The 22,711-nt window shown below is 65.7% G+C and carries 25 protein-coding genes; 13 read left to right on the top strand and 12 right to left on the bottom strand.

Going from position 1 to position 22,711, the window contains the following annotated elements; all coding sequences use genetic code 11:
* Positions 1-5 precede the first annotated feature (5 nt).
* The 6 genes from ACLMAL_RS24290 to mptB all read right to left on the bottom strand — a co-directional run bounded on the left by ACLMAL_RS24290 (position 6) and on the right by mptB (position 6,453).
* Positions 6-590 carry a TetR/AcrR family transcriptional regulator gene (locus ACLMAL_RS24290; RefSeq protein ID WP_412001186.1) on the bottom strand — a complete coding sequence of 195 codons (585 nt, stop codon included), beginning with the start codon at positions 588-590 and terminating at the stop codon, positions 6-8.
* Positions 591-595: 5 nt separating this feature from the next.
* Positions 596-1,288: a type 1 glutamine amidotransferase domain-containing protein gene (locus ACLMAL_RS24285; RefSeq protein WP_412001185.1), complete on the bottom strand. Its 693-nt coding sequence runs from the start codon at positions 1,286-1,288 to the stop codon at positions 596-598.
* 725 nt (positions 1,289-2,013) lie between these two features.
* Positions 2,014-2,988 (bottom strand): COX15/CtaA family protein, encoded by a 975-nt coding sequence (locus ACLMAL_RS24280; protein ID WP_412001184.1) that lies wholly within the window; start codon positions 2,986-2,988, stop codon positions 2,014-2,016.
* A gap of 68 nt (positions 2,989-3,056) precedes the next feature.
* The gene (locus ACLMAL_RS24275) at positions 3,057-3,848 is read right to left on the bottom strand and encodes an ABC transporter permease (protein WP_412001183.1); all 792 of its coding nucleotides are present in this window, start codon (positions 3,846-3,848) and stop codon (positions 3,057-3,059) included.
* Entirely contained in the window at positions 3,845-4,777 is a 933-nt protein-coding gene (locus tag ACLMAL_RS24270; RefSeq protein WP_328402874.1) for an ABC transporter ATP-binding protein, read from the bottom strand. The genes ACLMAL_RS24275 and ACLMAL_RS24270 overlap by 4 nt, the downstream gene beginning before the upstream one ends.
* The gene (mptB, locus tag ACLMAL_RS24265; protein ID WP_412001182.1) at positions 4,774-6,453 is read right to left on the bottom strand and encodes a polyprenol phosphomannose-dependent alpha 1,6 mannosyltransferase MptB; all 1,680 of its coding nucleotides are present in this window, start codon (positions 6,451-6,453) and stop codon (positions 4,774-4,776) included. The genes ACLMAL_RS24270 and mptB overlap by 4 nt, the downstream gene beginning before the upstream one ends.
* 98 nt (positions 6,454-6,551) lie before the next feature.
* Between mptB and ACLMAL_RS24260 the strand changes: the two genes are divergently transcribed.
* The 11 genes from ACLMAL_RS24260 (at position 6,552) to ACLMAL_RS24210 (ending at position 14,894) form a co-directional block, all read left to right on the top strand.
* Complete coding sequence (locus tag ACLMAL_RS24260) at positions 6,552-6,761, top strand: hypothetical protein (RefSeq protein ID WP_412001181.1); 210 nt, start codon at positions 6,552-6,554, stop codon at positions 6,759-6,761.
* 192 nt (positions 6,762-6,953) lie between these two features.
* Complete coding sequence (locus tag ACLMAL_RS24255; RefSeq protein WP_412001180.1) at positions 6,954-7,775, top strand: helix-turn-helix transcriptional regulator; 822 nt, start codon at positions 6,954-6,956, stop codon at positions 7,773-7,775.
* The gene (gene sufB, locus ACLMAL_RS24250; RefSeq protein ID WP_412001179.1) at positions 7,772-9,208 is read left to right on the top strand and encodes a Fe-S cluster assembly protein SufB; all 1,437 of its coding nucleotides are present in this window, start codon (positions 7,772-7,774) and stop codon (positions 9,206-9,208) included. Before ACLMAL_RS24255 ends, sufB begins: the two co-directional genes overlap by 4 nt.
* Positions 9,208-10,419: a Fe-S cluster assembly protein SufD gene (sufD, locus tag ACLMAL_RS24245; RefSeq protein WP_328402864.1), complete on the top strand. Its 1,212-nt coding sequence runs from the start codon at positions 9,208-9,210 to the stop codon at positions 10,417-10,419. The genes sufB and sufD overlap by 1 nt, the downstream gene beginning before the upstream one ends.
* A 38-nt stretch (positions 10,420-10,457) precedes the next feature.
* Positions 10,458-11,234 carry a Fe-S cluster assembly ATPase SufC gene (sufC, locus tag ACLMAL_RS24240; protein WP_328402862.1) on the top strand — a complete coding sequence of 259 codons (777 nt, stop codon included), beginning with the start codon at positions 10,458-10,460 and terminating at the stop codon, positions 11,232-11,234.
* Between the two features lies 1 nt (position 11,235).
* On the top strand, positions 11,236-12,489 hold the full coding sequence (locus tag ACLMAL_RS24235; protein ID WP_412001178.1) for a cysteine desulfurase: 1,254 nt from the start codon (positions 11,236-11,238) through the stop codon (positions 12,487-12,489).
* Between the two features lie 3 nt (positions 12,490-12,492).
* A complete protein-coding gene (sufU, locus tag ACLMAL_RS24230) occupies positions 12,493-12,987 on the top strand; it encodes a Fe-S cluster assembly sulfur transfer protein SufU (RefSeq protein ID WP_328402859.1) in 495 nt (164 codons plus the stop codon).
* Positions 12,984-13,361: a metal-sulfur cluster assembly factor gene (locus ACLMAL_RS24225; protein ID WP_328402857.1), complete on the top strand. Its 378-nt coding sequence runs from the start codon at positions 12,984-12,986 to the stop codon at positions 13,359-13,361. Before sufU ends, ACLMAL_RS24225 begins: the two co-directional genes overlap by 4 nt.
* Positions 13,362-13,539: 178 nt before the next feature.
* Complete coding sequence (locus tag ACLMAL_RS24220) at positions 13,540-13,758, top strand: hypothetical protein (protein ID WP_412001177.1); 219 nt, start codon at positions 13,540-13,542, stop codon at positions 13,756-13,758.
* A 203-nt stretch (positions 13,759-13,961) separates the two neighbouring features.
* Entirely contained in the window at positions 13,962-14,384 is a 423-nt protein-coding gene (locus ACLMAL_RS24215) for a DoxX family protein (protein ID WP_412001176.1), read from the top strand.
* Between the two features lie 75 nt (positions 14,385-14,459).
* Positions 14,460-14,894: a DUF4189 domain-containing protein gene (locus ACLMAL_RS24210; protein WP_412001175.1), complete on the top strand. Its 435-nt coding sequence runs from the start codon at positions 14,460-14,462 to the stop codon at positions 14,892-14,894.
* 45 nt (positions 14,895-14,939) lie between these two features.
* Here ACLMAL_RS24210 and ACLMAL_RS24205 read toward each other — a convergent pair whose 3' ends face one another.
* The 3 genes from ACLMAL_RS24205 to ACLMAL_RS24195 are packed head-to-tail and all read right to left on the bottom strand — an operon-like array spanning position 14,940 to position 17,502.
* On the bottom strand, positions 14,940-15,602 hold the full coding sequence (locus ACLMAL_RS24205; RefSeq protein ID WP_328402849.1) for a methionine ABC transporter permease: 663 nt from the start codon (positions 15,600-15,602) through the stop codon (positions 14,940-14,942).
* 11 nt (positions 15,603-15,613) lie between these two features.
* Entirely contained in the window at positions 15,614-16,630 is a 1,017-nt protein-coding gene (locus tag ACLMAL_RS24200; RefSeq protein ID WP_412001174.1) for a methionine ABC transporter ATP-binding protein, read from the bottom strand.
* Complete coding sequence (locus tag ACLMAL_RS24195) at positions 16,627-17,502, bottom strand: MetQ/NlpA family ABC transporter substrate-binding protein (RefSeq protein WP_412001173.1); 876 nt, start codon at positions 17,500-17,502, stop codon at positions 16,627-16,629. The genes ACLMAL_RS24200 and ACLMAL_RS24195 overlap by 4 nt, the downstream gene beginning before the upstream one ends.
* A 168-nt stretch (positions 17,503-17,670) precedes the next feature.
* Between ACLMAL_RS24195 and ACLMAL_RS24190 the strand changes: the two genes are divergently transcribed.
* Complete coding sequence (locus ACLMAL_RS24190; protein WP_412001172.1) at positions 17,671-18,537, top strand: MetQ/NlpA family ABC transporter substrate-binding protein; 867 nt, start codon at positions 17,671-17,673, stop codon at positions 18,535-18,537.
* A gap of 4 nt (positions 18,538-18,541) precedes the next feature.
* On the opposite strand, the gene ACLMAL_RS24185 is transcribed toward ACLMAL_RS24190, so the two are convergent.
* On the bottom strand, positions 18,542-19,618 hold the full coding sequence (locus ACLMAL_RS24185; protein WP_412001254.1) for an isopenicillin N synthase family dioxygenase: 1,077 nt from the start codon (positions 19,616-19,618) through the stop codon (positions 18,542-18,544).
* 251 nt (positions 19,619-19,869) lie between these two features.
* On the opposite strand from ACLMAL_RS24185, the gene ACLMAL_RS24180 reads away from it, so the two are divergent.
* Positions 19,870-20,748: an LLM class F420-dependent oxidoreductase gene (locus ACLMAL_RS24180; RefSeq protein ID WP_412001171.1), complete on the top strand. Its 879-nt coding sequence runs from the start codon at positions 19,870-19,872 to the stop codon at positions 20,746-20,748.
* An 81-nt stretch (positions 20,749-20,829) separates the two neighbouring features.
* Here ACLMAL_RS24180 and ACLMAL_RS24175 read toward each other — a convergent pair whose 3' ends face one another.
* Together ACLMAL_RS24175 and ACLMAL_RS24170 are read right to left on the bottom strand one after the other, a co-directional pair.
* Positions 20,830-21,585 (bottom strand): enoyl-CoA hydratase/isomerase family protein, encoded by a 756-nt coding sequence (locus ACLMAL_RS24175; RefSeq protein ID WP_412001170.1) that lies wholly within the window; start codon positions 21,583-21,585, stop codon positions 20,830-20,832.
* 177 nt (positions 21,586-21,762) lie between these two features.
* Positions 21,763-22,194: a pyridoxamine 5'-phosphate oxidase family protein gene (locus tag ACLMAL_RS24170; RefSeq protein ID WP_412001169.1), complete on the bottom strand. Its 432-nt coding sequence runs from the start codon at positions 22,192-22,194 to the stop codon at positions 21,763-21,765.
* Positions 22,195-22,711 lie beyond the last annotated feature (517 nt).

Below are 22,711 nucleotides of genomic sequence, written 5' to 3'. Positions count from 1 at the left end.
GCTCGCTAGCCACGCACCCGCGATCGGACCGGACTGGTCGCGGCCAGCTCGCCACCAGTCGGTACACCGAGCCCCGAAACCGCGGCGTCGACGGCGGGGCGCAGCAGTTCGGTGCGGTCCGCGGCGATCAGTCCGACGAGCACGGCCAGGCAGATCTGCGCCGCGTCGTCGGGTCTCGGCGCGGCCGACTCTGCGAACACTGCTGTGAGCAATGTGAGCAGCTCGGTGGTGAAGCCACGGCAGATGTCGCCGCTCAATCGTGTGTGCTCATCGAGCAATTCGGCGGCGTGTGGCGAGTCGGCAAATGGTCCGGTGGCGAGATCGAGCTTGGCCGTAAGGATTTCGTGCACCCTATCGGCGACGGGAGGGTGCCCGGCCGCGGCCTGCCGTGCCCGCCGCAGTGCTCGGTCGTGCAGGCGCGCACTCAGGCGGCGGACCGCGTCCTCTTTGTTGTGCACGTATTGATAGACCGCCGACCGCGACATACCCATTTCACCGGCAATGTCGTCCATCGTGGTGCGTCGCACGCCGTAGCGCGCAAGGCAGCGCGCCGTGGCGTCGAGCACCTCGTCGGTCCGGTCGGCGGCCATCGTATTCAGCCCAGTGCTTTGACCAGCTCCGCCGCCAGCGGCGCCGACGATGCGGGGTTCTGGCCGGTGTAGAGGGTGCGATCGACCTCGATGTGCGCAGCCCACGGCTCGCCCTCGCGGAAGTCGACACCCAGGTCGACGAGCTGATCCTGCAGCAGCCACTTGGCCTTGTCGGCGAAGCCGGCCTGGGTCTCTTCGGCATTGGTGAAACCGGTGACCCGATAGCCCGCGAACGGCGAGTTGCCGTCGGCGGCGGTGGCGAGCAGGGCGGCTGGAGCGTGGCAGACAACGCCGAGCGGCTTGCCCGAGGCCAGCGTCGCGTTGAGCAGCGCGCCCGATTCGGCGTTCACGGCCAGGTCTTCCATCGGGCCGTGTCCGCCGGGGTAATAGACGGCGTCGTAGTCGGCGAGGTCCACGTCCGCCAGCCGGATCGGCTGCTGCAGCTCGGTCGCCGCGTCGAGCACTGCCGCAATCGCGGCTGCACCCTCCTGACCACCGTTCACCTCGGGCGCCAGGCTGCCCTTGTCGACCGTCGGCGCCACACCGCCCGGGGTGGCGACCACAATCTCGTGACCCGCGGCCTTGAACGCTGTGTATGGTGCGACCACCTCTTCGGCCCAATAGCCGGTCGGATGTCTGGTGCCGTCGGCAAGAGTCCAGTAGTCGACGCCGGTCATGACGAAAAGGATCTTCGACATCATTTGCCTCCTGATCGTGGATTTGTCGACGTGCTGACATTTCGTGTCCGGATCGTCAGCTCGCCGCCAGCACAACGGTAGGTAGCGATTCATCGGAGCACCAATAGGATCATTGATACGAGACATCGAAATGCTGATGGCTCAGCGGTCGACGCCCGCCACGCGTGGAGCAAGCGCCCGAGTCGGTACGACCGGTAGATGATGAAGCCCGGATCGGTCGAGGTCGCGCGGCCCGGCTGGTGGAGCCGCGTAGGCTGCGCCGGGGCACCAGCGCAACAGATTCGGTGGACATCACGATCGATTGGGCTGGTGCCGAGGCGGGTGCATCACCGCACCACTGGACTTCCTACGGCTGGTGGACTATCCACTGCTGCAGCGCGGTCGAGACGACCGTGTCTCCGTATTCGGTTGGATGCCAAGTCAATCCGAAAAACTCCCCGTGCGGGCTGAGGAATTCGTTGACCCACGGATCCGCCGAGCACGTGCCGTGCCCCCTGGTCGCCGCGCCTGTATCGAAGAAATCGACGTTCAATATCTGGGCTGCCGCGCATTGCGCGGTGTCGACAGCGTCCACGTAGTCGGTCTGCGCTCCGTGTCCGGCTGCACGGTCGGTCTGCGCGCCGCGACCACCCTCACGTAGCGAAACTCAATTCTGACCCTCGAAAAACGGTGACAGGCAACCGGTTTCGAATTCGACACCGAGGTGTCCACCAGCGGGACCCGGCTTACGCAGACCGAACGGCAGCGTCGGGTAGCGCCGCCGAGATGCGTTCGCGGGTGCGCAGCGACGCCCAGAGGGCGGCGGTGGCGGCGGTGCAGGCGGCGGCACCACCGACGTGGATCGCGACGAGGGCTGCGGGCACGTCGGTGAAGTACTGGACGATGCCGATCAGCGACTGCGCGCCGACCAGGCCGAGCAGTACGAACAGCCGCGAGCGGACGGCGGGAGTGATGCCGACCGCGAACAGCCCGAAGGCCAAGCCGATCAGCAGAGCCAGGTAACCGACAAGCAGTTGCGAATGCAGGTGCACCAGAGTGACGATCTCGACCTGCAGGCGCTCGACCTGGCGCTCGATGCTCTTGTCGCCCGCGTGCGGACCGGCGCCGGTTACCAGGGTTCCCGCGATGAGCACGGCGGAGAGGGCGACGCCGCTGAGTGCGGTGAGCCAGCGCAGTGGGGTGGGGGCCTGGATCACTTCGATGCCGTCGTCGGGTGCACTGACCTTCGCGAACATCACCACCGAAACCCAGACCATGAGCATCGACGCGAGCAGGTGCACGGAGACGGTCCACCACAGCAGGCCGGTGCGGACGGTCATGCCGCCGATGACCGCCTGCAGGACGGTGCCGCCCGGCATCAACCACGCGTAGACCAGCACCTCGCGGCGGCGGCGGGCGCGCGTGACGGCCAGCACGATGAGTGCGGCGCACAGGGTCACCGCGAACGACAGCAGGCGGTTGCTGAACTCGACGGTCTGATGCAGGACCGGGACCTCGGAGACGCCGATCGGGGTGAAGCTGCCGGGAAAGCACTGCGGCCAGGTCGGGCAGCCGAGACCGGAAGCGGTGACGCGCACGATCGCGCCGGTGACCGCAATGCCTGCTTGCGACAGGATGACGGCGGCCGCGATCCAACGCTGCACCTTCAGTGAGGGGAGCGGAAGCTTGTCGACGAGACGCAAAAATGCGCGATACAGCACGCGAACGATGGTAGCGGCTGTCGGTTGGGGCGACTCACCCGGTCTACTACGTGGTGTCGTTGTGCAACTCAGTCGAAGCGGAAGAAACGGGTTGCCAGGAGCGCGGACACCGCGCCCCACGCGGCGAGGACCGCGATGCCGAACCAGTCGACAGTGCTGCGCATAGCGTCTTCGAGAGTGACCGCTAGCGCACCCGAGGGGACAAGCCGGGCCAGCACGTTCACCGCGGTCGGCAGGTCGTCGGAGGCGAAGACAATGCTGGCGACACCGAGCATCACGAACCACAGGATATTGGCGAGCGCGAGCACGATTTCCGCCTTGAGGGTGCCGCCGAGCAGCAGCCCCATCGCCGCGAAAGTCGCGGTGCCCAGTGCGATCACCAGCGCGCCGAGCGCGAGTCCGGCGAGATCGGGCCGCCAACCGAGCGCGAAGCCGATGACGCCGAGCAGGATGGCCTGCAATACCACCACGATCAGCACCGCCGCGCACTTGCCGCCGACGATGCCCCAGCGGGGCAGCGCCGTCGCGCCGAGACGTTTGAGCGCGCCATAGCGACGATCGAAGCCGACCGCGATGGCCTGCCCGGTGAACGCGGTGGACATCACGGCCACCATCATGACCGTGGGCACGAGTTTGTTCACCCGGTCCTCGCCCAGATCGCCGAAGGGCAGCAGAGACAGTCCGACCAGCAGCGTGATCGGGATGAACATGGTCAGCAGCAGTTGTTCGCCATTGCGCAGCAACAGGATCAGCTCGAGTCTGGTCTGCGCACGCATCATGGAGGCCCAGCCGTTGGGGCGCGAGTCGGGGGTGAAGGTGCCGGGTGCGAACCGGTTTCCGACGAGATCGGGCTGGTTCATCCGCGTAGGTCCCGTCCGGTGAGTTCCAGGAAGACGTCTTCGAGGCGGCGCTGGTCGATCCGGATGTCGGTGGCGAGCACGTTGACCCTGGCACACCACGCAGTCACCGTCGCCAGCACCTGTGGATTGATCTCGCCCTCGACCAAGTAGCAGCCCGGCGTCGTCTCGCGCGGCGAGAAACCTTCCGGCAGTGCCGTTTTCAACAGTTCGAGATCGAGTTTCGGTGGGGCGGAGAAGCGTAGCTGTCCGGCGGCGCCGTGCGCGGTCACCTCGGCGGGCGTACCGGCGGCGACGATGCTGCCGTGGTCGATGATCACCAGTTGGTCGGCGAGCTGTTCGGCCTCGTCCATCAGGTGCGTGGTGAGCAGGACGGTGACCCCGTCGCGGCGCAGCGCGTCGATCAGCTCCCACACGATCAGCCTGGCCTGGGCGTCCAGGCCTGCGGTCGGTTCGTCGAGAAACACGATCTCCGGCTTGCCGACCAGCGCACACGCCAGCGCGAGCCGTTGTTGCTGCCCGCCGGAAAGACGGCGGTACGGGGTGCGCCGGTTGTCTTGCAGGCCGAGGGTTTTCAGTAGCCAATCGGGGTCGATCGGGTCGGCGGAATAGGCCGCGACCAGGTCGAGCATTTCGCCCGCCCGCGCGCCAGGGTAGGCGCCGCCGCCCTGCAGCATCACGCCGATGCGCGGCCGAAGACGATCGGAGTCGGCGATCGGATCCAGGCCGAGCACTCGCACCGACCCGGCGTCGGGCGTCACGAAGCCTTCGCACATTTCGACGGTGGTGGTCTTGCCTGCGCCGTTCGGTCCGAGCAGCGCGAGCACTTGTGCCTGCTCGACATCGAAGCTGATCCCGTCGACCGCGGTGGTCTCGCCGTAACGCTTGACGACGCCGTCGATGCGCACGGCGGGTCCGGAGGCTGCGGTCACGATGAGACACCGTAGGACGTCGGCTGCTGTGACGGAGCCGACACCCCCGACTGGCCACGCCACGGTAGCGCATTGCGGGTGATCACGATGAACAGCAGGCACACGATCACGGTGACGATCGCCGAGCCGACGATCTGGAAGACCTCGAACTCCCCGCCGCGTGGCATCTGCAGCACGCTGACGATCGCCGAGAACAGGATGGCGGGCACGCGGAATATCGGCCGGGTCGCCCATGCTGCCAACGGCACGATCGCCCACAGCAGATACCAGGGCTGCACCACCGGGAACAGCAGCACGATGGCGCCGAGCGAGACACCGAGCGCTCCGACCGGATGCAGTCGCCCGGTTCCGGTGGCGACCAGCATGCGCACCGTCACAAACGCCGCGACCACTGCCGCGATCGGCCGGGTGATGCTCAGCATCGCTGTGGTGTGGTCGCCGAGGCCGAGCAGCACGCCGCCGAATCCGGTGACGATGCCGACCGCGGTGGGCAGCGACATCCAGCTGCGTACCGCGCTCGCGGTATTGAGCGTATGGATCCAGCCGAACCCGAGGCCGCTCAGTGAACTGATCAAAGCTGTGGTGCTGAGCGCGATTGCGCCGAGTAGCGCGGCGGAGATGACGAGCGAGCGCATACCGCCGCCCCATTTGCGGGCCAGCGCGACCCAGACGAATCCCATGGTGACAATCGAGGTGATCTTGATCGACGAGGACAAGGTGATGACCACCGCCCCGCCGATCAACAGCGCGTAGGCTCGTCCGTCGAACGGTTCGATGTCGATCGCGCGCAGGCAGAGCTCCAAGCCTGCGAGCATCAGCCCGAGCATCAGCGCATCGTTGTGCACGCCGCCGACGAGATGGAACAGCACCAGCGGGTTGGCCGCGCCGAGCCACAGCGCGCTCACCGGCGCCACCCCGCAGCGCGCCGACAGCCGCGGCAGCGCCCAGACGATCAGCGCGACGCCGGCCAGCGCGAGGATTCGGTGCATCCAGACGCCCATGATGATGTTGTCGCCGGTCAGCGCGGCGATGCCGCGTCCCATCCACAGGAACAACGGGCCGTACGGTGCCGGCGTCTCGCGCCAGATGTTCGGGACATTTCTGGTCAGCACATTGTCGTTTCCGAGTGCCTGGGCCGGCCCCATCTCATAGGGGTCGATGCCGCGCGCGGCGATCTCGCTCTGTGCCAGATAGGAATACACGTCGTTGCTGAACAGCGGCGGCGCGATACACAGCGGCAGGATCCACAGCAGTAGCGTGCGGTCGAGCTGCGAGCGGGTCAGCCGGTGCAGGGGCGAGCCACCCAGACCGCCGACCGCGAAACGGCCGAGCAGCAGCCACGCGAGCACCACCATCGTGGTGCCGACCATGCACACCGCCAGCGACCCGGTGTGCGCGCGCCCGAAGATTGCGATGATGCGGATGCCCGAGGTGGGATTCTGCAGCACCGGCTGGGCTCCGACGCCGAGCGCGCTGATCACCATCAGCACCGTCCCGGTCGCGCCCAGCAGGCGGATCCGATCGAGCTGCGCCATCTCCCGGCGGTCGAGCTCCGGGACCTCTGATTCGTCGCGATGCAGAACCGCGACAGTGTGATCGGCGGCAGGCGCGTCGAGCCCGAGTACCCGGCGTCCGAGTGCCTTTGTGCTGCGCCGCGCGCTGTCGAGTACCGCCACGAGACGAAGCCTAGAGGAATACGGGTGCCCTCACCGTGGCGGACGGCAGCCGACTATCTCGAGCTGTCGGCCAGCGTCGGTGGAGCAGAATCGGCGGCATGGTTTCGGAATCGAGGCGGTGGATCGAGGTCGCGGCGGCGGAGTTGCTCGCCTGGCGGGGCACGGTCGCACCAGCCACCGATGGGAAGCCCGCGCTGGATGCTGTGGCCAGTGTCGCAGCGATCGTCATTCGAGTGATCGCACAGGCGTTGGCGAATATTCGGATACCGGTGATTCCCACTCGGTCGAATCCTTGTTTTCACAGTTGATTGCGCGGATGTTCGGCAGCGAGACGCAGTGCGATCGATCACAGTTGCGAGCTCCAAATCTCGTAGCGAACATCTGGCTGTCGAAGAATCGCGTGATCGTCGGGCTCGACGGGATTCATCGGCAGGTCAAGAGCCCTCTGGGTCAGGGCACCCTTATTAGATTCCGGGAAGGAATTCCGCCACACTGGTGTTGTGAAAACCGTGGGTTTGCCGCATGACGAGGACTCCAGGGCCGGTCGCCGTACCGGTGCTGCGTCGTCGGCCGCGCCTGCGACCCTCGTCCCGAGCGGTGAGGGGCATACGCGGGCAGCCATCGTCCAGCTGCTGCTGGAAGACGGACCGATCACCGCGACCGCCATCGGAACCAAGCTGGGCTTGACCCCGGCCGGGGTCCGTCGCCATCTCGATGCGCTCATCGACTCCGGTCAGGCCAGGGCCAGCCGGTCGGCGCCCTGGCAGCAGAAGGGCCGCGGTCGGCCCGCCAAGCAGTACCAGCTCACCTCCGTGGGCCGCGGCCGGTTGGGGCACGCCTACGACGACCTGGCCGGCGCGGCTATTCGGCAGCTCGGTGAGATCGGCGGCGATGAGGCCATCACCGAGTTCGCACGCAAGCGGGCGCGCACCATCGTGGCAGGCATCGAGCCCGTCGGTGAGCACACACCGGAGACGACCACTGCGAAGGCAGACGAGATCGCCGAGGCGTTCACCGACGCCGGTTTCGCCGCGACCACTCGCAAAGTGGGCGCGGGCGTGCAGATCTGCCAGCACCACTGCCCGGTCTCCCATGTGGCGGAGGAATTCCCGCAGCTGTGCGAGGCCGAACTGGAGGCTTTCCGGGACCTGCTCGGAACCCACGTGCAACGACTTGCGACGATCGCCAACGGCGATTGTGCCTGCACCACCCATGTGCCGCTGTTCGTTCCCCCTATTACCGATATGAAGTCAGCTTCTCCATCAACCGCTGCACAGCCCGCAGCGGGACGTACGAACGACTCCGGAAGGAGTGCCGAATGACGACAACCACCGACCAGGTGCAACCGCTCACTCAGGAAGAGACCATCGCTTCACTGGGCAAATACGGTTACGGCTGGGCCGACTCGGATGTGGCCGGTGCCAGCGCGCAACGAGGCCTCTCCGAGGAGGTTGTCCGCGACATCTCGGCGAAGAAGAGCGAGCCGGACTGGATGCTGGACTACCGCCTCAAGTCACTGCGCATCTTCGATCGCAAGCCCATGCCGAACTGGGGTTCCAACCTCGATGGCATCGACTTCGACAACATCAAGTACTTCGTGCGTTCCAGCGAGAAGCAGGCCGAGACCTGGGAAGACCTGCCAGAGGACATCAAGAACACCTACGACAAGCTCGGCATCCCCGAGGCGGAGAAGCAGCGCCTGGTCTCCGGTGTCGCGGCACAGTACGAGTCCGAGGTCGTCTACCACTCCATCCGTGAGGACCTGGAGAAGCAGGGTGTCATCTTCCTCGACACCGACACCGCACTGAAGGAGCAGCCGGAGCTGTTCCAGAAGTACTTCGGCACCGTGATCCCGGCCGGCGACAACAAGTTCTCCGCGCTGAACTCCGCCGTGTGGTCGGGTGGCTCGTTCATCTACGTGCCGCCGGGCGTGCACGTAGACATCCCGCTGCAGGCCTACTTCCGGATCAACACCGAGAACATGGGCCAGTTCGAGCGCACCCTGATCATCGTCGACGAAGACGCCTACGTGCACTACGTCGAGGGCTGCACCGCGCCGATCTACAAGTCGGACTCGCTGCACTCCGCGGTCGTGGAGATCATCGTGAAGAAGGGCGGCCGCTGCCGCTACACCACGATCCAGAACTGGTCGAACAACGTCTACAACCTGGTCACCAAGCGGGCCAAGGCCGAGGCGGGCGCGACCATGGAGTGGGTCGACGGGAACATCGGCTCCAAGGTCACCATGAAGTACCCTGCCGTGTGGATGACCGGCGAGTACGCCCGCGGCGAGGTGCTCTCGGTGGCGTTCGCCGGTCCGGGGCAGCACCAGGACACCGGCGCGAAGATGCTGCACCTGGCGCCGCACACCTCCTCGACCATCATCAGCAAGTCGGTGGCCCGCGGAGGTGGCCGGGCCTCCTACCGCGGCCTCGTTCAGGTCAACAAGGGCGCGCACGGCTCCAAGTCGACCGTGAAATGTGATGCGCTGCTTGTCGATACGATCAGCCGCTCGGATACCTACCCCTACGTCGACATCCGTGAGGACGACGTGACGATGGGCCACGAGGCCACCGTGTCGAAGGTGTCCGAGGACCAGCTGTTCTACCTGATGAGCCGCGGCATGACCGAGGACGAGGCCATGGCGATGGTGGTGCGCGGGTTCGTCGAGCCCATCGCCAAGGAACTGCCAATGGAATACGCACTGGAATTGAACCGGCTCATCGAGCTGCAGATGGAAGGGGCCGTCGGCTGATGGCGACTGGCGTTGTTGGAGCGGTCGAGGGCGAGAACCCTACGGCCAAGCCGATTCAGAACCCGGGCGCCGGCTCCGCGACCAACAAGGGTGAGGTGTTCACCTCCTACGACGTGAACGCCTTCGAGGTGCCCTCGTCCAAGGATGAGGCGTGGCGGTTCACGCCGTTGCGTCGACTGCGCGGCCTGCACGACGGCACCGCGGTGCGCGACGGACAGGCCACGGTCGAGGTCAGCTCGGTCGCCGATGTGAACGTGGAGACCGTGGCGCGCACCGACTCTCGCCTCGGCGAGGCCGGCGTGCCGTCGGATCGCGTTGCCGCCCAGGCGTACTCGGGCTTCGAGTCGGCGACCATCGTGTCGGTCGGTGCGGAGACCGAGGTCGCAGAACCGGTGATCGTCACGGTTACCGGTCCCGGCGAGGGTATGACCGCCTACGGTCACTTGCAGATCCGGCTGGCCAACTTCGCCACGGCCACTGTGGTCATCGACCAGCGCGGCAGCGGAACCTACGCCGAGAACGTGGAATTCGTGCTCGGTGACAGCGCGAAGCTGACCGTCGTCGCGGTCCAGGACTGGGCCGACGACGCCGTGAATGCGACCGCACACCACGCGCTGCTCGGCCGCGACGCCACGCTGCGCCACATCGCGGTCACGCTTGGCGGTGACCTGGTTCGCCTCAGCGGAACCGTCCGCTACGCAGGCCCGGGCGGCGACGCCGAACTGCTCGGCCTCTACTTCGCCGACGCGGGCCAGCACTTCGAGCAGCGCCTGCTCGTCGACCACTCGCAGCCGAAGTGCAAGTCGAACGTGCTGTACAAGGGTGCGCTGCAGGGAGATCCGCATTCGCCGAAGGGTGACGCCCGCACCGTGTGGATCGGCGATGTGCTGATCCGTGCGGCCGCCGAGGGCACCGACACCTTCGAGGTGAACCGCAACCTGGTGCTCACCGACGGCGCGCGCGCAGACTCGGTGCCGAACCTGGAGATCGAGACCGGCGAGATCGTCGGCGCGGGTCACGCAAGTGCTACCGGCCGTTTCGACGACGAGCAGCTGTTCTACCTGCGCTCCCGCGGTATTCCGGAGGATGTGGCGCGACGCCTGGTGGTGCGCGGCTTTTTCCAAGAAATCATCCAGAAGATCGCGGTCCCCCAGATCCGGGAGCGGCTGGAGTCGGCCATCGAGGCCGAGCTCGCCGCTGTCGGCGTCTGATCCCGAACCACTTACCCCCACAAAGGAACTCGAATTCGATGACCACCCTGGAAATCAAGGACCTGCACGTCGAGGTTGCCAACCCGGACGAGTCCGGCGAGCCCATCAAGATCCTGAAGGGCGTGAACCTCACCATCAATTCCGGTGAGACGCACGCCATCATGGGCCCCAACGGTTCCGGCAAGTCGACGCTGTCGTACGCGATCGCCGGCCACCCCAAGTACACGGTGACCTCCGGATCGATCACCCTCGACGGCGAAGACGTCCTCGCGATGTCCGTCGACGAGCGCGCGCGTGCGGGCCTTTTCCTTGCCATGCAGTACCCGGTCGAGGTGCCAGGTGTGTCCACGTCGAACTTCCTGCGCACCGCCGTCACTGCCGTCCGCGGTGAGGCCCCCAAGCTGCGGCATTGGGTGAAGGAAGTCAAGGAGTCGATGAGCGAGCTCGAGATCGACGCCGCCTTCGCGGAGCGCAATGTGAACGAGGGCTTCTCCGGTGGCGAGAAGAAGCGTCACGAGATCCTGCAGCTCGGCCTGCTCAAGCCGAAGATCGCCATCCTCGACGAGACCGACTCCGGACTGGATGTCGACGCGCTGCGCATCGTGTCCGAGGGCGTCAACCGCTACAAGGAGCGCGAGAACGGTGGCGTGCTGCTGATCACGCACTACACCCGCATCCTGCGCTACATCAAGCCGGAGTTCGTGCACGTCTTCGTCGGTGGCCGCATCGTCGCCGAGGGTGGTTCGGAACTGGCCGACGAGCTCGACGCGAACGGCTACGTCCGCTTCACCCAGTCTGCTACCGCAGGAGCCTGATATGACCGCCACGGTCCCCGCACTCGACGTGGCCCGCATCCGGGCCGATTTTCCGATCCTGAGCCGTACGGTTCGGGATGGGAAACCGTTGGTGTACCTGGACTCCGGCGCGACCTCGCAGCGGCCCGTCGCGGTCCTGGACGCGGAACGCGAATTCCTGGTCCAGCACAATTCAGCGGTGCACCGCGGCGCGCACCAGCTGGCCGAGGAGGCGACCGACGCCTACGAGGATGCCAGGGCAGATATCGCCAGGTTCGTCGGCGTGCACGCCGGTGAGATCGTTTTCACCAAGAACGCGACCGAATCACTGAACCTGGTGACGTACTCCTTCGCCGACAGTCGGTTCCCGTACCACGTCGGTCCCGGCGACGAGATCGTCATCACCGAGCTCGAGCACCACGCGAATCTTGTTCCGTGGCAGGAGCTCGCGCGCCGCACGGGTGCGACGCTGAAGTGGTACGGCATCACCGACGACGGCCGGATCGATCTCGATTCGCTCGAATTGTCGCCCGCCACCAAGGTTGTCGCGTTCACCCATCAGTCGAATGTCACCGGCTCGATCGCGCCGGTGGCCGAATTGGTGCGCCGGGCAAAAGAAGTCGGCGCTCTCACGGTGCTGGACGCCTGCCAGTCGGTGCCGCACATGCCGGTGGACTTCCGCGAGCTCGGCATCGATTTCGCCGCGTTCTCCGGTCACAAGATGCTCGGACCTTCCGGTGTCGGTGTGCTCTTCGGCCGCCGTGCGCTGCTGGAGGAGACCCCGCCGTTCATCACCGGTGGCTCGATGATCGAGACCGTCACCATGGAGGCGAGCACCTACGCCCCGCCGCCGCAGCGGTTCGAGGCGGGCGTGCCGATGACCTCGCAGGTGGTCGGACTCGGTGCCGCGGTGCGGTATCTCGAGGCGATCGGCATGGAAGCCGTTGCCGCACACGAGCACACGCTCGTCGACGCGGCGCTGGCCGGACTCGGCGCCATCGACGGCGTGCGGATCGTCGGACCGACCGAGAACGTCGACCGCGGCGGCGCGGTGTCGTTCGTGGTCGACGGCATCCACGCGCACGATGTCGGCCAAATCCTGGACGACGAAGGCGTCGCCATCCGAGTGGGTCACCACTGCGCGTGGCCGCTGATGCGCCGCCTCGGCGTGCCTGCGACAGCGCGCGCCTCCTTTGCGGTTTACAACACCCTCGACGAGGTAGACAAGCTGGTAGCCGCAGTGCGGAAGGCTCAGAGCTTCTTCGGGGTTGGATAAGACATGCGCATGGAGCAGATGTACCAGGAAGTGATCCTGGACCACTACAAACACCCGCATCACCGTGGGCTGCGGGAACCGTTCGGCGCCGAGGTGCACCACGTGAACCCGACCTGCGGTGACGAGGTGACCCTGCGTGTGCAGCTCGACGACAACGGTGACGTCGCCGACGTCTCCTACGACGGTCAGGGCTGTTCGATCTCTCAGGCGTCGACCTCGGTGCTCACCGATCAGGTCATCGGCCTGCCGTTGCAGCAGGCGCTGAAGGTGGTCGACTCGTTCAACGAGATGGTCGCGAGCCGCGGCACGGTCGAGGGCGACGAGGACATGATCGGCGACGGTATCGCCTTCGCGGGCGTCGCCAAGTATCCGGCTCGGGTGAAGTGCGCTTTGCTCGGTTGGATGGCGTTCAAGGACGCGGTGGTCCGGATAGCCTCCGCCGAGGAAGCCAAGCGTCCGATGGGCAATGGATTGCCAACGAATGGGGAAACGGCATGAGCGAGACACCGGTAACCGAATCCGCCGAACAGGCTGAACAGGTCGAGCTGTCTGCGGAAGACATCAAGCGCCTCGAGGATCTCGAGGAGGCGATGCGCGACGTCGTCGACCCCGAGCTCGGCATCAACGTGGTCGACCTCGGGCTGGTCTATGGCCTCGCCGTCCAGGACGAAGTCGCCATCCTGGACATGACCCTCACCTCGGCGGCCTGTCCGCTGACCGACGTCATCGAGGACCAGTCGCGCAACGCACTCGTGCGCAGCGGCCTCGTCGAGGACCTCAAGATCAACTGGGTGTGGATGCCCCCGTGGGGCCCCGACAAGATCACCGAAGACGGCCGCGAACAGCTCCGTGCCCTGGGCTTCACCGTCTGACCGGATACCCGCTCGCAACGCCCCGACCCCGTGGTCGGGGCGTTGTGCATTCCGGAGTCGATCGTCCGGCGAGGCCACACAGGAGAGTACTTCTCGTATTTGCCGAAACCTGTGCCACTCGTGATGAAGCCGCGCCGTGGGCCTGCGATGATGGGGCGGGAGTCGGAAGAAGCAGGCGATGTTCTGGTTGGAAATCCACGAGTTCTCGAGGGACCGTCAGCCGCGCTGGGGGTGGGTCGTGATCATTCTTGCCGCCGTGCTGTTTTTCGCCGTGCTGGTACTGGTGTTGGTGAGCACCGATGATTTCGAGGACGGGCCGACGACGACCGTGCCGTCCACTTCGGGTCCGTGCCAGCCGTTCTGTATCCGGAGCACTACCGCGCCGAATGGCGGGTAGCGCCGCTCGCCGGCTATTCGAGTGTTCCGCAGGCGCGGCGCACGTACGATCGAATGCGTCCGACCTCCGCGCGCCGAGCACGGCGCTGGTTCTGAGTCGGAATCTGCGGCTGTCACATCTTCGGGCCTCCCACGGTCATTGCGGTGACGGGATCTACCCGTCGTCGTCGCGCCGCGTGGCGACAACTCCTCCGGAGGAACAACATGCCGCAACGTTCACGATCGGCTCCGCTCGGCCAGGCCGTCTACTGGTTTCTCGCGTTCGAGTTCGTCATCGGATTCGCCACGAAGTTCTGGCCTGGGCCGACCTTCTTCGGCCCGGCGTACTCGGAGAAGTTCGCCGAGTGGGGTTTCGACCCGAAAATGCGATTCGTCGTCGGTGGGTTGGAACTGATCGCCGCCGTGTTGTTGGTGGTGCCGCGCAAGGAGACTCGATTCCTCGGCGCCGCGATGCTGGTTCTGGTGCTGACCGGCGCCGTGACTACGCACCTCATCGACGACGGCGCGATCTACGAGGAGGTCTCCGCGCCGCTGCACTTGGTGATCATGCTGGTCGTCGCCCTGGTGAACTGGCCGGCCGACTGGAGAGATGTTGTCCCGCTGCGGAATCGAATGACGTCGCGATGAGGAGCAGGTTTGCATAATTCGTGAGCGGTGGACAACGATCGCGCTGCACATTGTTTCGATAAATGGGGAGAAATCATGATGTCAGTGTCGGGCAAGGCGGCTCTCGGCCTGGTCGTGTCATCCGCGACCGCGTTCGTCGGGCTCGGGGCCGGAACCGCAGGCGCGGCCGGCGACCTGTACGGGTCGCTGGCGATGTCGAACACATCGCGCGGCGCGGTCGTCGGATCCGGTGTCAACTATGGGAGTTACGAGGACGCCGATCGGCGGGCGCTGTCGGAATGCGGCGCCGCGAAGTGCAGAGTCATCGTGCACTTCGCCAATGGCTGCGGCGCCGTCGCGGTCCGCGACGGCCACTACACCTGGGCATTCGGGTATTCGCGGGTGGAGGCGGAGCAGGCCGCGGTCGGGCAGCTCGGTCCCGACCCGTCACCGCTACTGGCCGCCCTCGGCAGCGCGGCGCCGAGCCGCGCTGCGATCGTCACCTCGGAGTGCACAGCGAACGCGCGCTGACGAGCCCATTGATACGCGCGGTCGACCATCGCGCGTATCAATGTTTCAGCGGCGCAATACTTTCCTGGCCAGGAAATTGCCGAAGAACTGGATGCCCTGAACACCCGCGATAATGATCAGCGTCGCAACCAGCGTGACCTGCCAGTCGAACCGCTGATAGCCGTAGACCAGCGCGAAGTCGCCGAGACCACCGCCGCCGACGGTGCCCGCCATGGCCGACATATCGACGATCGCAACGATCACGAAGGTGTAGCCGAGCACCAGCGGGCCGAGTGCCTCCGGGATGAGCAGCGTCAGAATGATCCGCAGCGGTCCGGCGCCGACGGCCCGTGCCGCCTCGATGACCCCGGGATCGACAGTGACCAGATTCTGCTCCACGATGCGCGCGATGCCGAACGATGCGGCCACGATCATGACGAAGGCGGCAGCCTCGGTGCCGATGGTGGTGCCGACTACCTCCAGGGTTACCGGCCCGAGTGCCGCGAGCAGGATGATGAACGGAATCGGCCGTACCACATTCACGAGCACGTTGAGCAGGAAGTAGATCGGGGCGTTCGCGAGCAGGCCGCCCTTGCGGGTGGTGTACAGGGCGGTCCCGAGGAACAGCCCGATCAGTCCGCCGATCACGAAGGTGAGCAGTACCAGATAGACGGTGGTGCCGATCGCTTCCTGCAGCACCGGCCGCAGTTTGTCCCAATCGGTATGCATGCTTGCTCCTTTCAGGCCGGTCGGCGATCGAGTTCGTCGACCACTTTGTCGACCGCATCGCCGGGCCCGTGCAAAGCCAGCGTGACGCTGCCGAACGTCTTGTCCTGCAACGTGCTCACCCCGCCGTAGACCACCTCGAACCGGACTTGTGCGTTGGTCGCCGCGGCCAGCGCCGCGCCGATACCGCGCTTGTCGTCGATGTCGACGGTGACCAGCCTGCCGCCGTGCAGCTCGCTGAGCCTGCGGAACTCCTCGTCGCTGGGCCGGTTGTGCAGCACGGTGTCGACGAACGACCGGGTCGGCGTCGCCTGTGGGTCGGCGAAGACGTCGAAAGTGCGGGCCAGCTCCACGATTCGACCCTCGGCCAGGACCCCGACACGGTCGGCCACCGCGCGGATGACATCCATCTCGTGGGTGATGACCATGATGGTGACGCCGAGCTCGCGATTGATCTGCTTCAGCAGCCGCAGCACCTCCTGGGTGGTCTCCGGATCCAGCGCCGAGGTCGATTCGTCCGCGAGCAGCAAGGACGGCGAGGTGGCGAGAGCGCGCGCGATGCCGACGCGCTGCTTCTGGCCACCGGAGAGCTGATCGGGATAACTGCGCGCCTTCTCGGACAGGCCGACGAACTCGAGCAGTTCGGCGACGCGCGCCTTGCGCTGGGCCCGCGGCCAGCGTGCCACCTTCAGCGGGTACTCGATATTCCCTGCGGCCGTGCGCGATCGGAACAGGTTGAACTGCTGGAACACCATGCCGATGTCCCGGCGGATCCGCCGCACCTCGGCCTCCCGCACCCCCGTGATGGGAGTGCCGGAGACCTCGACGGTGCCGCTCGTCGGCTTCTCCAGTGCGTTGATCAGCCGTACGAGCGTGCTCTTGCCCGCCCCGGAATAGCCGATCACGCCGAAGATCTCACCCTTTTCGATCCGCAGATCGATGCTGTCGAGCGCGACATGCCGATCTGCGCCTTTGCCGAAAGCCTTGGTGACCGAACGGAATTCGACCGCGGGGACCTGATGCTCGCTCACTTGCCGTCGCGGATGGTCTGCTGTACCCGCTGCAGGATCTGCTCCAGCTCGGGACCGTTGCGCCGCACCTCGACCGCCGTGCCCTTGGTCACCTCGGAATGGGCCTGCTGCACCTCGGGGGAGTGCCAGAGCTCGACGAGCTTCTGGTACCTCGGGTTGTTCTTGTCCTCGGCCCTTGTCACCAGCGCATTGATGTACGGCTCCGCGGACGGATTCTTCGGATCGTCCTTGTACAGAGCCGAATTGGGGTCGATGCCGGAGCGGTCCAAGAAGGTGTTGTTGATGATCGATCCGTCGACCGAGGCCAGCGACAGCGCCGTCTGCGCCGCGTCGACCGGGGTCACCTTGACCTTGGACGCGCCCTTGTCGATATCGGCGGGCGAGGGCGCCTTGGTGTCCGACGACAACTTCAGTAGACCCGCGGCCTGCAGCACGAACAGCGCTCGCGCCTGATTGGTCGGGTCGTTGGGGATCGCGATCTCGGCGCCCTGCGGCAGGTCGGCGACGGTCTTGTGCTTCTTGGAATACAGGCCGAGCGGCACGATATAGGTGGAGCCGATCGGGGTCAGATCCGCATTGTTCGCGACGTTGTAGGCGCCGAGGAACTGCAGGTGCTGGAACAGATTCACATCGATCTGCTTTTGCGACAGCGCGAGGTTCGGCTGCTTGTAGTCCGAGAAGTTGGTGATCTTCAAGGTGATGCCCTGCTCCTTCGCCTTCTGCTCGAAGACGTCCCAGGCCTTGTCCTTGTCGGTGGTGCCGATGCGCACTACCGTGTCGGAGGCGGCCTTGTCGTCGGAGCCGCACGCCGTAAGGGCGAGGGCCGCGGTGGCAACCAGGACCGGGATCGCCAGTACCCGATGGAATTTCACTCGTGCTCCCGAATGCTTGTCGCAACATCCACCCGACGGACCCGTGCCCGATCGAGCGCTTTCTGAACCCGGTAATCCAAGCGGTGTCTCGCGGGGCGCGGCAACGGTTTGAATTGTGCTGAGCAAAACTCTCGCGAACTCCTCCGGTTGGCGTCTAGTTTGCGAGCAATGCGAGTGCTGCGCCGTGTTGCGATGATCCCGATCCTGTTCGCCCTTGCCGCCGGTGCGGTCGCATGTGGTGACGAGCGCAGTCCGGACGTGGTTCGTGTCGGTGTGAACGACATCGCGCTGCCGCACTGGCAGGTCTATCAGAAGAAGGCCGCTGAACAGGGCATCACGGTCGAGTACGTCAACTTCACCGATTACAACCAGCCGAACCCCGCGCTGTCGCAGCAGCGGGTGGATCTCAACAAGTTCCAGCATGTGCGGTATCTGGCCAATTACAACGTCCGCAACAACGACACCCTGGTGCCGATCGGCGCCACCGAGATCTTCCCGCTCACCCTCTACTCGCGGAAGCACAAGTCGGTCAACGACATTCCGAAGGGCGGCCAGATCACGCTCAGCAACAATCCGGCCAACCAGGTGCGGCCGCTGCTGGCGCTGTCTGCGGCGGGCCTGATCGTGCTCCATGGCGGCGCGAGCTGGGACTCCAAGATCGAGGATGTCGACACCGCCGCCTCCAAGGTGCGCCTGACCACCATCGATCCCACACTGACCGCGCCTTCGCTCGACAGTTCGGACGCGGCATTCGTCGATGACACCTTCGCGCGCCCCGCCGGTCTGACCACCAAAGAAGTGATCTTCACCGATGACCCCGAGCGGCCGGAGCTGAAGCAGTACATCAATATCTTCGCCGCCCGCGCCGCGGACAAGGACAACCCGAAATTGGTGGCCCTCGCGAAGCTGTACCACGACCCCGAGGTCGAGGCGGCCGTGCGCGCCGAGACCGGCTACCAGGGTGTGTTCAAGACCAACGATCCCGCGGACCTGCAGGCCACATTGCGGGAACTCGAGGCGAAATTCCGCAAGTAGGATCTCATCTGTCCAGCGCGGACAGCAGTCTGGCGGCCTCGCGCTGTGCGTTCGTATTCGGTTGCAGCGCACGCGAACCGGCCAGCTTCGCCTGCACGTGCTCGGAGACCGTGATCGGCGCGTACTTGCTGCCTGCACCGATGCACGAAGGCAGCGTCTCGATCATCGCGTCGAAATTGCCGTCGTGGAAGAACGCGGCGCTGCGGCGGCGTTCGATAGTGCCGTCGACGATCGGCGGCATCACCCGGTGCAGAGTGGACAGCCACCGTTCGTTGGTCCAGCGCGTCATCAAGTCGCCGAGGTTGACCAGCAGTGCGTCGTCGGCGGGCTGCACGTCGTGCCAGCGTCTGTCCGCACCGAGTACCTGCAGGCCGGGGACTTGGTCGGCCCACAGCACGGTGACGATGCCGTAATCGGTGTGCTCGCCCATGCCCTTGAGTTCGCCGTCGAGATCGACGGTGCCCAGAGGCAGGGCGTAGTTGTTCATCCGCAGCACGTCCAGCGAGTGATCGGTGAAGTGGTCGAAATATCCGGCGGGCAGGTCGAGGGCGTCGGCGAAGATGGTGGTGAGAGTACGCACGACGCGCGCGGCCTCGGCGAAGTACGCCTGGACCCGCTGTCGGAATGTGGACAGCTCGGCGGGCCAGACGTTGTCGGCATAGCCTGCCGCCGCGGGCAGGTCCAGGTCCGGGTAGTCGGCCGTGGTGGTGCCGACGTTGAACGCTTCGAAGTAATCGTTCATCCGAGTCGCCGAGGCCACCCCGAGACTCGAGCTCAGGTTCTCGCTTTTCGGCGGTGTGTAACCGCGGTTGAATTCGACGGCGGTCCGGTACCGCTGTTTGATCGCCGGATCGAGGGCGAAGAAGTCGTCGAGCGTGGCGGCGAAGTCGTCGAGGACCGACCGCGCGATGCCGTGCCCGCGAATCTGCATGAACCCGACCGTGCCCGCGGCCGCATCCACCTGGCGAGCGACCGTGGCCCGCTCGGCATCGCTTGCCAGGTCGACGTAGGACGAGATGTCGATGACGGGAACATCGAACTCCATCATGTGCGTGTCCTTTCCTGGCCGAGCGGCATACATCCAGCTTGTCGCCGGATGCATGCCGCGTTCGGTCATTGGGGTCACGATCGCGTAAAGCCGCACGGCGCCACATCGCTCCGGATGCGCGGGCTCGTACCCGGAGGCGAAAAAGGATCCGTTCGATGCGGGCGACAAACGTCTGGCCTGCTCGTCCGAGGTTGCCTTGACCTCGGCGGCAACGTTTAGCGTTGCGATCGCCGGCCGCACGGAAGGGCCGTGCTTCGTCCGCATCGATCATCCGAGGAATGCCCATGAAGTTCGCGATCAGCTACAGCACGCCGTTCAACGGCACCGACCCCGACCGGCTCACCGCGTTTGCTGTGCATGCCGAGGACAGCGGTTTCGAGGGCCTGTATCTGCCGGATCACATCGCGCTGTATCCCGGTGCGTTATACGGGGGAAATGAGCTGCCTTCGACGCTGCCGTATTTCGACCCGCTCGACAGTCTGAGCTTCGTCGCCGCTTCTACCCGGAGGATTCTGCTGGGTACCGGTGTACTGCTGCTGCCGTACCGGCATCCGGTGATTCTGGCCAAGCGGCTCGCGACGATCGATGTACTGTCCGGCGGGCGTATGCAGCTGCTCACCGTCGGGCTCGGTTTCCTGCCGGGCGAGGCGCAAGCGACGGGCGTGGACTTCGCCACCCGGGGCAGACGCGCCGACGAAGCGATCGACGTCATGCGCCTGCTGTGGTCGGGCGGGCCGGAGGGGGTCGGCTATCACGGTGAGTTCTTCGACTTCGACAATCTGTGCAGCTTCCCGAAACCGCAAGGGGCGAGCGAGCTTCCGATCCATATCGGTGGCAGCAGTAGAGCGGCGGCGCGTCGGACCGGTCGGCGCGGTGACGGCTATTTCGCCGGTGGGATGCTGCCCGAGCCCGAACGTGACATTCAGTGGGATCTGGCCAAGGCGTCGGCTGTGGAGGCAGGCCGCGATCCCGCGGCGCTCGAGTACACCCGTTGGGGGACTATCGACATGACTGCCGAACAGGTCGAGGCTTCGGCCGCGCGCGGCGTGACCCGAATCGTCGTCGGACTCCAGCCGGGCGATCCCGGTCAACAGCTGGACAAGATGTCGGAATTCGCCGAACGTTTCGGATTGGTAGGGGAATTGCAGAACCAGCACAGCTGACTTCCACCTGAACTCGACAACACCTCGGCAGCCATCTCCGGCGTGAATTCGCTGAATGCGCCTGGTGACGAAGGTCAGTCCTCAGGAGGCGGTGAACTTCGGCGCGCGGCGTTCGACGACCGCGCGGACGCCTTCCGCGAAGTCGGCGCTGTGCATCAGTTCCGCCTGCTGTTTGGCCTCGTGATCGGTTGCGGCACGGACCTTTTCGGCCAGATCACCGCGCAATGTGGTGCGGATCGAGCGCACTGCGAGCGGCGCGTTGGCCGCGAGTTGCGCGGCCAGTGCGATGGCCTCGTCGCGGAGTGTGCTCGCGGTGGTCAGTCGATCACACAGGCCGATGGTTTCGGCTTCGGCCCCGTCGACGGCCCGACCGGTGGTCAGCAGGTCGAGAGACTTCTGTGCGCCGATGACCGCGGGCAGCGTGACGGTAAGTCCGAACCCGTGGTGGATGCCGAGCCTGGCGAAGTTGGCGATGAATCGCGTCTCACGGGTGGCGACCCGGAAGTCGGCTGACAGTGCCAGTCCGAGCCCGCCTCCGATCGCTGCGCCGTGCACGGTCGCTACGGTCGGGGTGCCGACCTCGAACAGCCGCGCGGCCTCCGCATACAGCTCGCGTGGATCGCCGATCCCCGGCCCGGCGAAGTCGGCTCCCGCGCAGAAGTGTTTTCCGGTGGAGCACAAGACAATTGCTCGGCAGTCGGGGTTTGCGTCCAGCGCGGCATACGCATCGGCCAGGGACCGGATCAGGCCGGTGTCGAAGTAGTTGTAGGGTGGCCGCGAGAATTCCACCACTGCCACACGATCGTCGCGCATCTCGATCGCAAGGTCGTCGCTCACTCGGGACTCCAGAACGTTGCGGACAGTGACTGAGCGAACCTTAACGCAGTCCGGGAACTGCGGTGCGGGGCAGGGGATCCCCTCGGACCGCCGGGGAACGATGGTGGGCATCGCAACACTTCCTTTCCGGCGGTGTCCCCTCGCGTGCGGTGTCGCCCACGCGCGGTTTGCGGATCGTCAGGTGCTTGCGACAGCGATGAACAGGTTCGGTCTAACCGTGATCAGTATCCGGTCGCAGGCGAGGTCTTGTTCGGCCATCCCGGAAGCGCTCGCGCTGTCGAGGTACTTCTCACGGATGCGCGCGGTCCAGATGCCGTCCCGGTCGGTGGCCAGTTCGGCGTCACCGAGGATGCGGACTTGCCGATTGGGGCGTTGACCATCGGCCCGCAACCCGGCTTCCCGATCGATGACCAGGCCGACGCGTGGGTTCGAACGGATCCTGCGCAGGTGTGGCCGCCCCGCATAGCTGGTGAGACGGAAGGCGCCGTCGTCCCAGAGGAACCAGATCGGCGTGACGTGTGGATATCCCGACGCATCGACCGTGGCCAGGTGCGCGACGATGTCGTTGGCCAGCAGCCCGGCGATCTCGGCTGGGCGAAGCGCCCGCATACCCGACTCCCTCCAACTCGAACGTGTGTTCGATTATATCGGAGTGTGTCGATGCTGACCGCAGGGGAACGCGAGCTCGACGGCAGGTCGTCGTTGTCACATGCGAGTTGTATCTGTCACCGGGAAGGACGCGCGCCCAGCGGCAAGAGCGGATGTTCTGGGGCGCAGAGGATCTCATACCTACCCAACGTCACCTACACCGACAAGGCAACGTTCGACACCCCCTGCCACAGGTAAGCGGTGACGGTGTGAGCCGGATTCGGCCGCCCTGAGGTCTGCAGGTGCTCGATGGCTTCGCGACCGGTCTCGATTGTGTGTGGTGGCAGCAAATCAGCCGCTGGCTGTTGTCGGTCTTGGGGGCTTTGCCGACCCGTCGGTGCGCCTTCCTTCGGCCTCGACCAGGGTTCCGGCGGCGCTGATCGTTTTCACGTCCGTCGTCGCGTCGGCCCGCGGTCGCATCGGTTCCCATCATCGGTGAGGCGGGCAGCAACGCTTCGGCGATCATGTGATGTGCGTA

This window comes from Nocardia sp. CWNU-33 (assembly GCF_046764895.1).
Lineage (GTDB): Bacteria > Actinomycetota > Actinomycetes > Mycobacteriales > Mycobacteriaceae > Nocardia.
The sequence above is the reverse complement of the archived record's forward strand: the minus strand, read 5'-3'. Positions and strand labels throughout refer to the sequence as shown.

Excerpts from the sequence above, each read along its gene's own strand:
- ACLMAL_RS24290 (WP_412001186.1), bottom strand. The coding sequence starts at position 590 with ATGGCCGCCGACCGGACCGACGAGGTGCTCGACGCCACGGCGCGCTGC.
- ACLMAL_RS24285 (WP_412001185.1), bottom strand. The coding sequence starts at position 1,288 with ATGTCGAAGATCCTTTTCGTCATGACCGGCGTCGACTACTGGACTCTT.
- ACLMAL_RS24275 (WP_412001183.1), bottom strand. The coding sequence starts at position 3,848 with ATGAACCAGCCCGATCTCGTCGGAAACCGGTTCGCACCCGGCACCTTC.
- ACLMAL_RS24260 (WP_412001181.1), top strand. The coding sequence starts at position 6,552 with ATGGTTTCGGAATCGAGGCGGTGGATCGAGGTCGCGGCGGCGGAGTTG.
- sufB (WP_412001179.1), top strand. The coding sequence starts at position 7,772 with ATGACGACAACCACCGACCAGGTGCAACCGCTCACTCAGGAAGAGACC.
- sufD (WP_328402864.1), top strand. The coding sequence starts at position 9,208 with ATGGCGACTGGCGTTGTTGGAGCGGTCGAGGGCGAGAACCCTACGGCC.
- sufC (WP_328402862.1), top strand. The coding sequence starts at position 10,458 with ATGACCACCCTGGAAATCAAGGACCTGCACGTCGAGGTTGCCAACCCG.
- ACLMAL_RS24235 (WP_412001178.1), top strand. The coding sequence starts at position 11,236 with ATGACCGCCACGGTCCCCGCACTCGACGTGGCCCGCATCCGGGCCGAT.
- sufU (WP_328402859.1), top strand. The coding sequence starts at position 12,493 with ATGCGCATGGAGCAGATGTACCAGGAAGTGATCCTGGACCACTACAAA.
- ACLMAL_RS24225 (WP_328402857.1), top strand. The coding sequence starts at position 12,984 with ATGAGCGAGACACCGGTAACCGAATCCGCCGAACAGGCTGAACAGGTC.
- ACLMAL_RS24220 (WP_412001177.1), top strand. The coding sequence starts at position 13,540 with ATGTTCTGGTTGGAAATCCACGAGTTCTCGAGGGACCGTCAGCCGCGC.
- ACLMAL_RS24215 (WP_412001176.1), top strand. The coding sequence starts at position 13,962 with ATGCCGCAACGTTCACGATCGGCTCCGCTCGGCCAGGCCGTCTACTGG.
- ACLMAL_RS24210 (WP_412001175.1), top strand. The coding sequence starts at position 14,460 with ATGATGTCAGTGTCGGGCAAGGCGGCTCTCGGCCTGGTCGTGTCATCC.
- ACLMAL_RS24205 (WP_328402849.1), bottom strand. The coding sequence starts at position 15,602 with ATGCATACCGATTGGGACAAACTGCGGCCGGTGCTGCAGGAAGCGATC.
- ACLMAL_RS24190 (WP_412001172.1), top strand. The coding sequence starts at position 17,671 with ATGCGAGTGCTGCGCCGTGTTGCGATGATCCCGATCCTGTTCGCCCTT.
- ACLMAL_RS24185 (WP_412001254.1), bottom strand. The coding sequence starts at position 19,618 with ATGTATGCCGCTCGGCCAGGAAAGGACACGCACATGATGGAGTTCGAT.
- ACLMAL_RS24180 (WP_412001171.1), top strand. The coding sequence starts at position 19,870 with ATGAAGTTCGCGATCAGCTACAGCACGCCGTTCAACGGCACCGACCCC.
- ACLMAL_RS24170 (WP_412001169.1), bottom strand. The coding sequence starts at position 22,194 with ATGCGGGCGCTTCGCCCAGCCGAGATCGCCGGGCTGCTGGCCAACGAC.